13 protein-coding genes, 2 rRNA genes and 1 riboswitch are annotated in these 13,924 nt (G+C 44.4%); of the genes, 1 reads left to right on the forward strand and 14 read right to left on the reverse strand.

Annotated features, from left to right (window positions below; genetic code table 11):
* Positions 1 to 122: 122 nt before the first annotated feature.
* The 12 genes from purN to DFO73_RS27675 form a co-directional block, all read right to left on the reverse strand.
* Positions 123 to 704 (reverse strand): phosphoribosylglycinamide formyltransferase, encoded by a 582-nt coding sequence (gene purN / locus DFO73_RS27620; RefSeq protein ID WP_110067863.1) that lies wholly within the window; start codon positions 702 to 704, stop codon positions 123 to 125.
* Positions 705 to 728: 24 nt separating this feature from the next.
* Entirely contained in the window at positions 729 to 1,754 is a 1,026-nt protein-coding gene (purM, locus tag DFO73_RS27625; RefSeq protein ID WP_110067864.1) for a phosphoribosylformylglycinamidine cyclo-ligase, read from the reverse strand.
* Between the two features lie 147 nt (positions 1,755 to 1,901).
* Positions 1,902 to 3,299, reverse strand: coding sequence for an amidophosphoribosyltransferase (purF, locus tag DFO73_RS27630; RefSeq protein WP_110067865.1), 1,398 nt, complete (start codon positions 3,297 to 3,299; stop codon positions 1,902 to 1,904).
* A complete protein-coding gene (gene purL / locus DFO73_RS27635) occupies positions 3,284 to 5,500 on the reverse strand; it encodes a phosphoribosylformylglycinamidine synthase subunit PurL (RefSeq protein WP_110067866.1) in 2,217 nt (738 codons plus the stop codon). The genes purF and purL overlap by 16 nt, the downstream gene beginning before the upstream one ends.
* Positions 5,484 to 6,170 (reverse strand): phosphoribosylformylglycinamidine synthase subunit PurQ, encoded by a 687-nt coding sequence (purQ, locus tag DFO73_RS27640; protein WP_110067867.1) that lies wholly within the window; start codon positions 6,168 to 6,170, stop codon positions 5,484 to 5,486. Before purQ ends, purL begins: the two co-directional genes overlap by 17 nt.
* Positions 6,167 to 6,421: a phosphoribosylformylglycinamidine synthase subunit PurS gene (gene purS, locus DFO73_RS27645; RefSeq protein WP_110067868.1), complete on the reverse strand. Its 255-nt coding sequence runs from the start codon at positions 6,419 to 6,421 to the stop codon at positions 6,167 to 6,169. Before purS ends, purQ begins: the two co-directional genes overlap by 4 nt.
* Complete coding sequence (purC, locus tag DFO73_RS27650) at positions 6,409 to 7,134, reverse strand: phosphoribosylaminoimidazolesuccinocarboxamide synthase (protein WP_110067869.1); 726 nt, start codon at positions 7,132 to 7,134, stop codon at positions 6,409 to 6,411. Before purC ends, purS begins: the two co-directional genes overlap by 13 nt.
* Before the next feature lie 151 nt (positions 7,135 to 7,285).
* Positions 7,286 to 8,578 carry an adenylosuccinate lyase gene (gene purB, locus DFO73_RS27655; RefSeq protein ID WP_110067870.1) on the reverse strand — a complete coding sequence of 431 codons (1,293 nt, stop codon included), beginning with the start codon at positions 8,576 to 8,578 and terminating at the stop codon, positions 7,286 to 7,288.
* Positions 8,579 to 8,581: 3 nt separating this feature from the next.
* Positions 8,582 to 9,736: a 5-(carboxyamino)imidazole ribonucleotide synthase gene (gene purK, locus DFO73_RS27660; RefSeq protein WP_181396161.1), complete on the reverse strand. Its 1,155-nt coding sequence runs from the start codon at positions 9,734 to 9,736 to the stop codon at positions 8,582 to 8,584.
* Positions 9,723 to 10,211: a 5-(carboxyamino)imidazole ribonucleotide mutase gene (gene purE, locus DFO73_RS27665; protein ID WP_110067871.1), complete on the reverse strand. Its 489-nt coding sequence runs from the start codon at positions 10,209 to 10,211 to the stop codon at positions 9,723 to 9,725. Before purE ends, purK begins: the two co-directional genes overlap by 14 nt.
* 142 nt (positions 10,212 to 10,353) lie before the next feature.
* Positions 10,354 to 10,455, reverse strand: a riboswitch (purine riboswitch).
* Positions 10,456 to 10,542: 87 nt separating this feature from the next.
* Complete coding sequence (locus tag DFO73_RS27670; protein WP_110067872.1) at positions 10,543 to 10,749, reverse strand: NETI motif-containing protein; 207 nt, start codon at positions 10,747 to 10,749, stop codon at positions 10,543 to 10,545.
* Positions 10,746 to 11,288 (reverse strand): DUF2179 domain-containing protein, encoded by a 543-nt coding sequence (locus DFO73_RS27675; protein WP_053433027.1) that lies wholly within the window; start codon positions 11,286 to 11,288, stop codon positions 10,746 to 10,748. The genes DFO73_RS27670 and DFO73_RS27675 overlap by 4 nt, the downstream gene beginning before the upstream one ends.
* 264 nt (positions 11,289 to 11,552) lie before the next feature.
* Between DFO73_RS27675 and DFO73_RS27680 the strand changes: the two genes are divergently transcribed.
* The gene (locus DFO73_RS27680; protein ID WP_110067873.1) at positions 11,553 to 13,007 is read left to right on the forward strand and encodes an aldehyde dehydrogenase family protein; all 1,455 of its coding nucleotides are present in this window, start codon (positions 11,553 to 11,555) and stop codon (positions 13,005 to 13,007) included.
* 582 nt (positions 13,008 to 13,589) lie between these two features.
* Here DFO73_RS27680 and rrf read toward each other — a convergent pair.
* Together rrf and DFO73_RS27690 are read right to left on the reverse strand one after the other, a co-directional pair.
* A 5S ribosomal RNA gene (rrf, locus tag DFO73_RS27685) occupies positions 13,590 to 13,706 on the reverse strand.
* A 77-nt stretch (positions 13,707 to 13,783) separates the two neighbouring features.
* Positions 13,784 to 13,924, reverse strand: a 23S ribosomal RNA gene (locus DFO73_RS27690); the annotation flags it as partial.

The following is a 13,924-nucleotide window of genomic DNA, read 5'->3' on the forward strand; positions in this document are numbered from 1 at the left end:
TCTCGCTTGTTGATTTCCGCTCCAGGTGCTTTCCAATCAACATGATGCTAAAATCAACAATAAGCTTTAACACAGCCTTTTTATAAAAGCACGTGACATTGCATCTAGGTATTCAACTTCCTTTATCCCTTTATCATTTTAGCATAGAAAAGCTTCTGTAAAACCTCCGGATAAAGCTTATGCTCGACTTCATGAATCTTGTTCTGAAGACTCTCCCTAGTTTCATTCTCATCAATATCAACAGACTGCTGGGCAATAATCGGACCCGTATCCATGCCTTCATCCACAAAGTGGACCGTTACACCGCTGACCTTTACATCCGCTGACAACGCCTGGCCAATCGCGTCTTTTCCTGGAAAAGCCGGCAGAAGCGATGGGTGGATATTAATGATTCTGCCTTCATACTCTTTTAGAAGGGTCGGGCCAATCAGCCTCATATAGCCCGCGAGAATAATGTACTCAGCACCGCTCTCCTTCAGCTTCTGCAAAAGGACTCCTTCATACTCCGCTTTGCCCTTATAATCTTTGGCTGAAAAAACAAACTGCGGAATCTGTTCGTTTTGTGCACGTTCGATGCTATGGGCACCCGGGCGGTCACATACAAAAAGGACAATATCAGCCTGCAGTTCGCCTTGTTTGGATGCATCAATGATAGCCTGAAAGTTCGTTCCGCTTCCGGAAGCAAACACTGCGATTTTTTTCATAACTTCCTCCTTAAGCGATTCAACTTACAGAATTTCAATCCCTTCCTGATCCGTTACCGTCCCCATTAAATAGGCTTTTTCCCCAAGTTCAGTAAAAAAGGCGATCAGTTCTTCTGCGATTTCCTTATCAGCTGCGATGACCATGCCTGTTCCCATATTAAAAATATTGTACATTTCTTTGCGCTGGAGTCCGCCGATTTTCTCCATCATTGTGAACACAGGCGGTACTTCCCAGTTTCTCTCTTCAAGCTGGGCACCCAGCCCATCTGGAAGCATGCGCGGGATGTTTTCGATAAAACCGCCGCCGGTGATATGCGCCATCCCCTTCAGCTCGAACTTTTTCATGGCTGCTAAAAGCGGCTTTACGTATATCTTTGTCGGGCGAAGCAGCTCTTCTCCCAATGTGCAGCCTAATTCTTCTATATGATCAGTTAAGGACATATTCGCTTTTTCAAAAAATAGTTTTCTGACAAGAGAGTAGCCATTGCTGTGAATGCCGCTTGATGCAAGGCCGATCAGCACATCCCCTGTTTTAATATCCATACCGTTAATCAGGCTGGACTTTTCACATGCCCCGACTGCAAATCCAGCAAGGTCATATTCATTCTCGCTGTACATGCCCGGCATTTCAGCTGTTTCCCCGCCTACAAGTCCGCACCCTGCCTGCTCGCAGCCATCTGCAATCCCTTTAACAATCGCTTCAATTCTTTCCGGCGCCGCTTTTCCGCATGCGATATAATCCAAGAAATATAGAGGCTCTGCTCCCTGTACGACAATATCATTCACGCACATCGCAACAGCATCAATGCCAATCGTATCATGCTTATCCATCATAAAGGCGAGCATCAGTTTCGTGCCGACTCCGTCTGTGCCTGATACTAAAACCGGTTCCTTCAGATTGAGGACCGAAAGATCAAACATACCGCCAAATCCGCCCAAGCTGCCAAGCACACCTGGACGAACAGTCTTCTGTACATGCTTTTTCATGCGTGAAACAGCCTCATAGCCTGCTTCAATATCCACTCCGGCCTGTTTATATGCATTTGCCATTCCTTTTTCACCTCATATTGGAAAAATAAAGGCCGATTTTGTATCTTATCGGCCAAAATGGTGCTTTTAACGGCCAAAAATCAATAGTTATCGGCCAGTTCTTCGTATTTATCGGCCAAACATAGCATTTTATCGGCCAATGTTCTTTTACACTTTTTCATAAGGATGCAAAGTGCTAGGATAAATCTCCGTCGGATATTGGCCTGTAAAGCATGCCAGGCATTGTCCGTCTTTCCGGCCGATTGCTTTAACCATGCCTTCTGTACTTAAAAAGGTTAGCGTATCTGCGCCAATAATTTCTCTTATTTCTTCAACCGAGTGGTTGCCTGCAATCAATTCTTCTTTTGTAGATGTATCAATTCCATAGAAACATGGATTTTTAATAGGCGGTGAGCTGATCAGCACATGCACCTCTGTTGCACCTGCTTCTTTTAACATGCTCACAATCCGTCTGCTTGTTGTTCCGCGTACGATGGAGTCATCGACCATGATGACTCTTTTGCCTTCAACAACTCCGCGGACCGGCGATAATTTCATTTTCACACCCTGCTCCCTTAATGACTGGGATGGCTGGATAAACGTCCGGCCAACATAGCGGTTCTTGATCAGCCCCAATTCGTATGGAATGCCGGAAGCTTCCGCATAACCGATTGCAACAGAGATGCTCGAATCCGGGACTCCTGTAACAACATCGCCTTCAATCGGAACCTCAAGAGCCAGCTGCTTCCCAAGGTTTTTCCTTGCTGTATGGACATTAATTCCATTGATATTGCTGTCCGGGCGGGAAAAATAAACATATTCCATTGTGCACATTGCAATGTTGGAAGCCATTGCGAACATCTCTGAACGGAAACCGTTATCGTCAATAATCAGGAGCTCTCCAGGCAAAATATCGCGGATAAATTCTGCGCCGACAACGTCAAAAGCGCAGGTTTCCGATGCAACCGCATAGGCATCGCCGATTTTTCCGAGTGACAGCGGCCTCATGCCGTTCGGATCAAGCGCAACCATTAATTCAGTTTCGGTCATGATTAGAAAAGCATATGCTCCTTTAATCATGGATAAAGCGGTTTTAACACGGTCCTTTAAAGATGAGAAACCCGCACGCTTAATTAGGTGAGCAAGAACCTCTGTATCCGAGCTTGTTTGAAAAATGCTGCCCTGCCCTTCCAGCTGATGCTTTAAGGCAGTCGCATTGACTAGATTTCCGTTGTGGCAAAGCGCAAGGCTCCCGCTCTGGGAGTTAAACAGCAGAGGCTGGACATTTTCATATCCGCCCCCGCCTGCAGTCGCATAGCGGACATGCCCGATTGCTGCTTTCCCTTCAAGTTCCTTCATCGCGTCAGCTGTAAAAATTTCTGTCACAAGGCCTTCACCTTTAATGCCTTTTAGCTTCTTGCCATCTGTGACGACCATTCCCGTCCCCTCCTGGCCGCGATGCTGAAGGCTATGAAGTCCGTAATACGTAATTTGGGAGGCATCCTGATGTCCCCATACACCAAAAACCCCGCACTCTTCATTCAACCCTCTTATTTCAGCAAGCATGGGATGGCTCCTTTCCAGGCCTGCTCCAGCACTTCAACCTGTTCGGCAAGTACAAGGCCCTCTTCATTGGAAATGGATAGTATTGATGCTTCAGTCACTTCACCAATTAGCTTGGCATCTACTAATCTTTCAAACTCTTCCTGATTCTCTTTTTTAACAGAAAGAAGGAAGCGGGACTGGGATTCACTAAATAAAGCAGAAGTTGTATTGCCTGACACTTTCAATTCCGCCCCAAGCCCTTTTGAACCGATTAAGCTCTCTGCTGCTGCCACTGCCAATCCGCCCTCTGCCACATCATGTGCTGATGCCAGAAGCCCTGAACGGATCGCTTTTAAAATTTGTGCCTGAACCTTTTCTTCTTTTTCCAAATCAAGCTCAGGCGCTTTTCCAAAGATCTTGCCGTATGCCATCTTCTGCAGCTCGCTGCCTCCGAATTCATCCTTTGTTTCGCCTACCAGATAAATTAGGTCGCCCGCAGCTTTAAAAGATTGTGTAGTTACATGGTCAATATCTTCTACCAGTCCGACCATTCCAATGACTGGTGTAGGATAAATCGCCGTTCCATTTGTTTCGTTATATAGAGAGACGTTTCCGCCGATAACTGGTGTATTTAATGTACGGCAAGCATCACTGATTCCATCTGCCGCTTTTTCAATCTGCCAGAAGATTTCCGGCTTTTCCGGATTACCGAAGTTCAAGTTGTCAGTGATGGCTAAAGGTACTCCGCCGGAGCAGACAATATTTCTTGCTGCTTCAGCTACAGCAATTTTGCCGCCTGTTTCAGGATCCAGATACATATAGCGGGAATTGCAGTCTGTCGTCATTGCAAGTCCTTTGCGTGTTCCGCGGATACGGATAACAGCAGCATCTGACCCAGGCGCCACAACTGTATTCGTGCGGACCATGTAGTCATACTGATCATAAACCCACTCTTTGCTGGCAATCGTAGGCTGCTGGAGCAGCTTCACAAGTGTTTCTTTATAATCTTCAACAGCCGGGATTTCATTTTCCATCGCCTGGAATTCACGATAATATTCCGGTTCACTTGATGGCTTATGGTAGACCGGTGCATCCTCTGCAAGTGCATCAACCGGAAGTTCTGCCACTACTTCTCCCTGATGGGTGAGGCGAAGCATTTTATCATCGGTTACTTTGCCGACGGACACAGCTTCAAGGCCATACTTGGAAAATAAATCGACGATCTCCTGTTCGCGTCCTTTTTTCACAACGATCAGCATTCTTTCCTGTGATTCAGAAAGCATCATTTCATAAGCTGTCATACCCGTTTCCCTTTGTGGAACAAGGTCTAGGTTCATCTCGATTCCCGAACCAGCTTTACTTGCCATCTCAGCTGATGAGCTTGTCAGGCCGGCAGCTCCCATATCCTGAATGCCGACAAGGGCATCGGATTGGACCAATTCAAGGCATGCTTCTAGCAGAAGCTTTTCCATGAACGGGTCGCCAACTTGTACTGCCGGGCGTTTTGCTTCTGATTGATCTGTCAGTTCTTCAGATGCGAAAGTAGCGCCGTGGATTCCATCACGGCCTGTTTTAGCTCCGACATACATAACCGTGTTGCCGACGCCGTGCGCCTGGCCTTTTTTAATATCCTTATGGTCAATCAAACCGACACACATGGCGTTTACAAGCGGATTTCCCTCATATGAAGGATCGAACTGCACTTCGCCGCCTACTGTTGGAATGCCGATGCAATTTCCGTAACCGGCTATTCCAGCGACTACTTCTTTAAAAAGGTACCGAACACGAGGAGAATCCAATTCTCCAAAGCGTAAAGAGTTGAGGAGCGCAACCGGTCTTGCGCCCATTGAAAATACATCGCGGATAATCCCGCCGACACCTGTTGCAGCCCCTTGGTAAGGCTCGATTGCAGAAGGATGGTTGTGGCTTTCAATTTTAAAAACAACTGCTTGCCCATCACCGATATCAACAATTCCAGCTCCTTCCCCTGGTCCTTGAAGTACTTTCTCTCCTGTTGTCGGGAACTTGCTTAAAACGGGCTTTGAGTTTTTATAGCTGCAATGCTCGGACCACATGACTGAAAACAAGCCTATTTCTGTATAATTTGGCAAACGCCCGATAATCTTTTCAATCATCGCAAATTCTTCGTCAGACAAACCCATTTCTTTGTATACCTTCTGTGCCTTTAACTGTTCCGGACTTGGCTCAAGCATTAACGACATGTGCTTCCCTCCATTGTTTTACGATTGATTGAAAAAGTTTCAAGCCATCTGCTCCCCCTAAAAGCTCATCAACAGCTCTCTCAGGGTGCGGCATCATGCCGAGAACATTTCCATTTTCATTGATAATGCCAGCGATATTTTCCAGGCTGCCATTAGGATTGGTTCCGTTATAGGTAAAAACGATCTGATTATTTTCCTGTAATTTCGCCAAAGTAGCTTCATCACAATAATAGTTACCTTCGCCATGGGCAATTGGAATCTGAATAACTTCATTTTTTTCATAAGAAGACGAAAACATGGTCCCGTTGTTGGCGACCTTTAATTCAACGGAACGGCAGATGAATTTAAGGCTATCGTTTCTTCTCATCGCCCCTGGCAAAAGGCCTGCCTCCAATAAAATTTGAAACCCGTTGCATACGCCCAAAACCGGTTTGCCAGCCTCAGCCGCCTTCACTACTTCTTTCATGACATTGCTGAAGCGTGCAACTGCACCGGAACGAAGGTAATCGCCGTATGAAAACCCGCCGGGGAGAAGGATTCCGTCATACTCATCCAAGCTTTTCGCGTCATGCCAGACATATTCGGCTTCCGCTCCAAGCTCATCCTTTACTGCATGGTACATATCGATGTCACAATTGGATCCTGGAAATACGATGACTGCGAACTTCACTGGGCAACAGCCTCCTCAATTTCAAAGCGGTAATCTTCAATTACAACATTGGCCAAAAGACGTTCGCACATTTCCTTCACTGCCTCTTCAACCGGGCGATCGCTCTTTTCAATCGTCAGCTCCATGTATTTACCGATGCGTACATCAGATACTTCACTATAGTTCATGGAATGAAGTGAATTTTTCACAACTGTTCCCTGAGGATCTAAAACACTTTCTCTTAATGTGACGAAAACTTTTACTTTGTACATACTGTTTGGCCTCCCAGTCTCGCTAAAATATTTTCATAGGCATCTGTTAAATTGCCAAGATCTCTTCGGAAAACATCTTTATCCAGCTTTTCATTTGTTTCCATATCCCATAGTCTGCAAGTATCAGGCGAAATCTCATCAGCCAGCATTATATCGCCAGAAGGATCTTTCCCGAACTCAAGCTTAAAATCTACCAGGTTTATGCCCAGCTCTTTGAAAAAGTCTCTTAAAATAGCATTTACATGGAGCGCCTTTTCTTTTAAAAGGGCTACTTCCTGCTTGTCAGCAAGCTGCAGCACTTCAATATGATCCTCTGTCAAAAGCGGATCGCCGAGTTCATCGTCTTTGAAGTAGAACTCAACAATCGGTCTAGACAATTCTTTCCCTTCTTCAACTCCCAATCTCTTAGAAAAGCTCCCTGCTGCAAGGTTGCGGACCACTGTTTCGAGCGGAATGATATCCACCTTTTTCACAAGCTGCTCTGTCTCTGAAAGTTTTTCAATATAGTGGGATTCAATTCCCAGCTCCTGAAGCTTTGAAAATAACAAACTCGTAATCTCGTTATTCAGACGGCCCTTGCCGCTGATGCTTGCCTTTTTCTCACCATTAAAAGCTGTTGCTGAATCTTTATATTCAATCCACACGATGTTTTCATCGTTTGTTCTGTATACCTTTTTGGCTTTGCCTTCGTATAACAATGTTCCTTTTTCCACAGTGGTGAGCCTCCCTTATTTGAAAAGCGCAAGTGCCTTGGTCAGGGGCGAACCCTCGAGCCATAGGCGCTGGAGCTAGACATTTTTATAAGAAAATTAGGAATTTTCCCGATAAGAAAGAGGTAAAGACTGCTCTTTACCTCCTATTTTTTTACAAACCTAAACGGTCAAAAATTGTGTCCACATGCTTGATGTGGTAGTTATAATCAAAGCAGTCATCAATTTCAGCTACGGAAAGCTTTGATGCAATCGTTTCGTCCTGCTCGATTAGGCTGCGGAATTGCACCTGTTTCTCCCAAGCTTCCATTGCACGCGGCTGGACTGTGTCATATGCTTCTTCACGCGTCATACCTTTATCGATCAACGCCAGAAGTACACGCTGGGAGTAGATTAGCCCGAGTGTACGGTCCATATTGCGTTTCATGTTTTCAGGGAAAACAGTTAAATTTTTAACAATGTTGCCAAAACGGTTCAGCATATAATTCAACGCAATAGTTGCGTCCGGAATGATGATTCTTTCAGCCGAAGAGTGGGAAATATCGCGCTCGTGCCATAGGGAAACATTTTCATAGGCAGTCATCATATAGCCGCGGATTACTCTAGCCATTCCTGTCATATTTTCAGAACCGATCGGGTTGCGCTTGTGCGGCATAGCTGAAGATCCTTTTTGGCCTTTTGCAAAAAATTCCTCTACTTCACGCGTTTCACTTTTTTGAAGGCCGCGGATTTCCGTTGCGAATTTTTCAATTGATGTAGCAACAAGAGCAATCGCACCCATATAGTGGGCGTGACGGTCACGCTGAAGTGTTTGGGTAGAAATTGGCGCAGGCTGCAGGCCAAGTTTTTCGCATACATATTTCTCAACGAATGGATCGATGTTTGCATATGTTCCAACCGCACCGGAAATTTTGCCGAACTCCACACCAGCAGCTGCTTCTTTAAAGCGTTCAAGATTTCGTTTCATTTCTTCATACCAAAGGGCAAGCTTTAAGCCGAAAGTAGTTGGCTCTGCATGTACCCCATGCGTACGGCCCATCATAACAGTATTCTTATGTTCTTGAGCTTTATTTTTCAGGATTTCGACAAAGCGTTCCAAGTCTTTAAGAAGGATATCATTCGCCTGCTTGATTAAATAAGAAAGCGCCGTATCGACCACATCAGTTGATGTAAGCCCGTAATGAACCCATTTGCGCTCCTCGCCAAGTGTTTCAGAAACTGCACGCGTAAAAGCAACTACGTCATGCCTTGTTTCTTCTTCGATTTCTTTAATGCGGTTGATATCAAATGAAGCATTTTCACGTATTTTTTGGACATCCTCTTTCGGAATGTCGCCTAATTCCGCCCACGCTTCACAAGCGAGAATTTCAACCTCAAGCCAAGCCTGAAAGCGGTTCTCCTCTGTCCAAATAGCGCCCATTTCTGGTCTCGTATAACGTTCAATCATGTTTTATCCTCCGATCTTTTCCTTCACATCGGCCCAGATGCCGCTTTTTTCTGCTTCTTCAAGCGCTTCTTCCGCTGAATTCCGCAAAAGCGTGACATGGCCCATCTTGCGTTTATATTTGGCATCCTTTTTTCCGTACAAATGAATCTTCCAGTCATTCAGTTCAGGTATTTTCTTTAGCAAAGGCTCCTGATGCTCTCCTAGTATGTTTACCATAACAGCCGGTTTTAATAGCTCTGTGCTGCCAAGCTGCCAATTGCAAACCGCCCTGATATGCTGCTCAAACTGGGAGGTCTCACAGGCTTCAATGGAATAATGCCCTGAATTATGCGGACGCGGCGCAAGCTCGTTTATATAAACCTGCCCGTCCTTTGTCAAAAACATTTCAACAGCAAGCGTACCGATTAACCCCAATGCTTCTGCAAGCTGGTTTGCTGCTTTAATTGCCTTTTCCTCAGCAGCCTCTGTAACAATGGCAGGCACAATTGTCTGATGCAGAATATTTTCTTTATGAATGTTTTCCCCTACCGGAAAAACAGCTGTTTCTCCTGAGACGCTTCTGCAGATGATCACTGAGATTTCTTTTTCAAAAGGAATCCATTTTTCAAGAACACATACGCCTCTTTCCAGAAGCTGTTCAGCATCTGTTAAATCCTGCTCGCTTTTTATGACTAGCTGCCCTTTGCCGTCGTACCCGCCTCTGGAAGTCTTTATTACCGATGGATAGCCAAGCTTTTCTATATTATCATAAATGTCTTTTGCTGTTGTGATGACCGCGTATGGTGCAACCTCACAGCCCGCTTTTTGAATGGCCGCCTTCTCTTTCGTCCGGTCCTGGGTGATTTCCAAAACCTCACTGCCCTGTGGTACATATGCATGGGCACACAACCAATCCAGCGCTTCAGCATTGATATTTTCAAATTCATAGGTTACAACATCGCTGACTTCTGCCAGTTCTTTTATAGCGTCCAAGCTGTCAAACTCCCCAGTGATTTCAATATCTGCAACCTGTCCGCAAGGCGAGTTTTCAGTCGGATCCAATACCGCGATTCTAAAACCCTGTGCTTTGGCAGCGAGAGCCATCATTCTCCCAAGCTGGCCGCCGCCAATAATTCCGATCGTTTGTCCAGGCAAAATCGTTTTATTAGACAAGTTCATCACTGCTTTCTAAAACTTCCTGTTTTATTTTTTCTCTTCTATGTTCCAGGCGTTCTGCAATTTGCTTATCAAATGCTCCAAGGATTTGTGCTGCCAATAATCCTGCATTGGTTGCACCGGCCTTTCCAATCGCAACGGTCGCGACAGGAACTCCGCCAGGCATTTGCACTATGGATAACAATGAATCCAGCCCATTCAGAGCTTTCGATTGGACTGGAACTCCGATAACCGGAAGGGTCGTTTTCGCGGCTACCATTCCCGGCAGGTGAGCTGCTCCCCCTGCACCAGCAATAATCACCTTTATGCCTTTATCTCTTGCCTGCTCGGCAAATTCAAACATAAGATCCGGAGTACGATGCGCTGAGACCACCTTTTTTTCAAAAGGGATTTCAAGCTCTTCCAGAATATCGCAAGCGTGCTTCATTGTTTCCCAATCTGATTTGCTCCCCATAATGACTGCTGCTTGTACGTTCATTCTTTCTCCTCCAAATCAGTAAATATAAAAAACCCGCACAGATTCCTTCTCTTATGAGAGAAAGTAATCTGTCCGGGCCAAAATTAACCATAATAAAAGGAATATACCTAATTGCAGCAGGAACCATTCCTTTATCACGCCGGGCATATCAGCTTTCCCTCATAGTCCGGCAATTTACGGTTGCCGGGTAGAAACTCATGGGCCCTATTCCCATTATTATACGAGGGGTTATTCACGTTTTATTAACTACCACCATATTAACAACTTGCCTGATACTATGTCAACCGAAAAATCGAACAATACTAAAAGTCAGACAATTAATGTTCGTGTTTTACTCATCAACCAGTTTCGCTTCAAAAACAATTTGGCGGCCTGCCGGTTCATAATCGACTTTTCCGCCTTTCTTGACCTCTTTAAAAATAGGCTTTTCCGTTCTTCTTACAGGCATATACCCTGCTTTTTGGATACGCGCCAGACATTGGTCGATTGTTTCATTTTCCTGAACTTCAAAAACCTTTTTGCTCTTGCCTTTGCTCATTGGGATAACTTTCCTCTCTTAACAGATTTCACCCAGAAGCCGCCATGAATGGTTTTTGGCTCATAAGCGATAATAAAAGCCTTTGGGTCCAACTCTTTAATCGTTTGATAAAGCTTCAGCTCATATTTTCTTGGCGTCAAAATCTGCAGAGCCATCCGGTCGCCTTCCAACCCGTTGGCAGCCCAGTTTGTTACACCATATCCTTTATCCCTTAATGCCTTGGGCAAATCCCGGTCATATTCCTTGGTAATCACATTCACCGTAATATAGCCAAGCGCCAACTTCTCTTCAATCTTCATTCCAACAATAACACCAATTCCATACCCTACTGCATAGGCAATCAAATTCTGTATCTCATTAAGATTATCCAGTACAAGACCCAAACCAATTACATAGATGACAACTTCGATTGTACTTATAAAAGCTGCAAGGTATCGCTGTCCTTTCAGCGTCAGAATCATCCTGATCGTAAAAAAAGATACATATACAATATTAATGATCAATATAATGGCGACCATAATAAAACTGTTTTCCAGCATTGCCATATCCTCCTTTAAGGGTGTATTAAGAATGCTATTGCTCCACCCTTTCCCCATTAAGTCACTATTGTACAAAAGAATTCAAGGTTTGATAACCTTTTTCTGCAAATCTGATGCTTTTCTGTTAGGTTATCCTTTTTCAAGAGGAATGAAACGACTATGATTCCTTCCTTCAGCAATTAACAAATATTATAAAGTTTAGCTCCTGTCCATGAAAGGAATAGTTAAATAAACTGTTAAAAATAGCAGCTAAGGAGTGACATAATGAGTAAATTACAGAATTTAAACAAGCAATATATAGATGGAGAATGGCGGGATGGAACCGGCAAAACAATTTATCAGGACACTAATCCTTTCAACGGGGAAACACTGGCAGAGTTTCAAATGGCCAGTGCAGGAGATATAAGTGAAGCTTATCAATCAGCAAAACAGGCTCAAAAAGCTTGGAGCGAGACCAATCCTTTTGAGCGTTCAACCATAATGGAAAATGCGGTTCGCATTATGAATGAGCGGCGTGATGAACTTGTCGAACTTCTTGTATTGGAGTCCGGATCTTCCCATTTAAAAGCAAACGTGGAGGTAGATTTCTGCATTGCTATTACGCGCGAGGCTGCTTCCTTCCCTCTTAGGATGGATGGAACAATGGTACCTTCACTTGTACCAGGCAAAGAAAACAGAGTTTACCGTAAACCTTTAGGTGTAGTAGGCGTCATCGGGCCATTCAACTTCCCTATGTACCTTGCCATGCGTTCGGTGGCTCCTGCTCTGGCAGTCGGAAATGGAGTCGTCCTTAAACCGGATGAAAAAACGGCTATGAGCGGCGGAACAATCCTGGGCAAAATCTTTGAGGAGGCCGGAGTTCCTAAAGGTGTATTCAATGTTGTTGTGGCAGACATTGGAGAAATCGGGGATTCATTTGTTGAACATCCAATTCCGCGGATGATCTCTTTCACCGGCTCGACAGATGTAGGCCGCCACATTGGGGAGCTTTGCGGCAGGAATATTAAAAAATCCGTATTAGAACTTGGCGGCAACAATGCCCTTATCGTCCTGGAAGACGCAGATATTCAAAGAGCTGTTAATGCAGCCGCATTCGGAAAGTACATGCATAACGGGCAAATCTGCATGTCACTAAACCGGATTATTGTTCACCGCAATGTATATGATGAATTCGTAAAACGCTTTGTGGATAAAGCAGAAAGCATTAAGGTAGGAGATCCGCGCGACAAGGATACCCTGATCGGCCCATTAATTAATCGGGCAGCCATTGACAGATTGCTTGGCCAGATTGAAGAAGCGCGCCAGCAGGGTGCAGAGGTAGTATTGGAAGGCAAAATCGACGGCAACGTGATGAGCCCTGTGATCTTAACTGGAACAAATGAGGTTGCTACTGCTAAGAACGAAATGTTCGGACCTGTTGTGACGATCATCCCTGTTGACAGTGAAGAAGAAGCTATCCGCGTTGCAAATGACACACCATACGGATTAAGCGGCTCCGTCCATACCCGCTCAGTTGAAAAAGGTGTAGAAATCGCCAAGCAAATGGAAACCGGTATGGTCCATGTAAACGACCAAAGCGTCAACGACGAACCGCTTGTAGCATTCGGAGGCGAAAAAGATTCAGGACTAGGCCGCTTCGGAGGCGAATGGTCACTGGAAGAATTCACAACACTTCAATGGATCTCCACACAGAACAAGCCGCGGGAATATCCGTTTTAAAAAAGGAAAGAGGAACGCACCGGCTGTCCGGTGCGTTTTTTTGTTTGAAATTTTTTGTCAGAGATCTAATTGTGCCTAAAAATTGATTCATTTGAATATTTCACATATGAATAATTGACGAAATTGCTAAGCTCCATTAAAAAAACCAATTTTAGAAACAAATTAGTACATTTTACTAGGTTGCTTTAAATTTTAATTAAATTTGACACAACTTACGAGTTTTCTAATAGAAAAGAAAGGGAGCCTCAAAAGGGCGCCATAAAGCCAACTGACCGATATATGAAAAAAATGACCGATAAAATGAAAATCTGACCGATATATCGAAAAAGTGACCGATAAAATGGAATTCTGACCGATATATCGAAAAAACTATCGAGATATGCTAAAAGTAAAGATGTATTATTAAGCAATTTTCTTTTTAATGAGACCTTTTATAGTGTTAAGAGATATTTAATCAACAAAAATAGCTAAAAACAAAAAAAAGCACCGTTTTAGTGCTTCCGATCAATCGATACTTCATTTATTCTCATCTTTTAACTTGTCAAACCAAAAAAAGAGCACCTGAAGGGTGCTCTTTCTATTGCCCGGCAGCGTCCTACTCTCACAGGGGGACAGCCCCCAACTACCATCGGCGCTGAGAAGCTTAACTTCCGTGTTCGGTATGGGAACGGGTGTGACCTTCTCGCTATCGCCACCAGACTATTTGGTTTGAAGAAAATTCATTCCTTCAAAACTAGATAATGCATGAAGAAGTGCTGCCGAGTAACACCAATAATTTGGTTAAGTCCTCGATCGATTAGTATCAGTCAGCTCCACATGTCACCACGCTTCCACCTCTGACCTATCAACCTGATCATCTTTCAGGGATCTTACTAGCTTGACGCTATGGGAAATCTCATCTCGAGGGGGGCTTCATG

Origin of the sequence: Cytobacillus oceanisediminis, from assembly GCF_003182355.1 — a bacterium.
Lineage (GTDB): Bacteria > Bacillota > Bacilli > Bacillales > Cytobacillaceae > Cytobacillus > Cytobacillus oceanisediminis_A.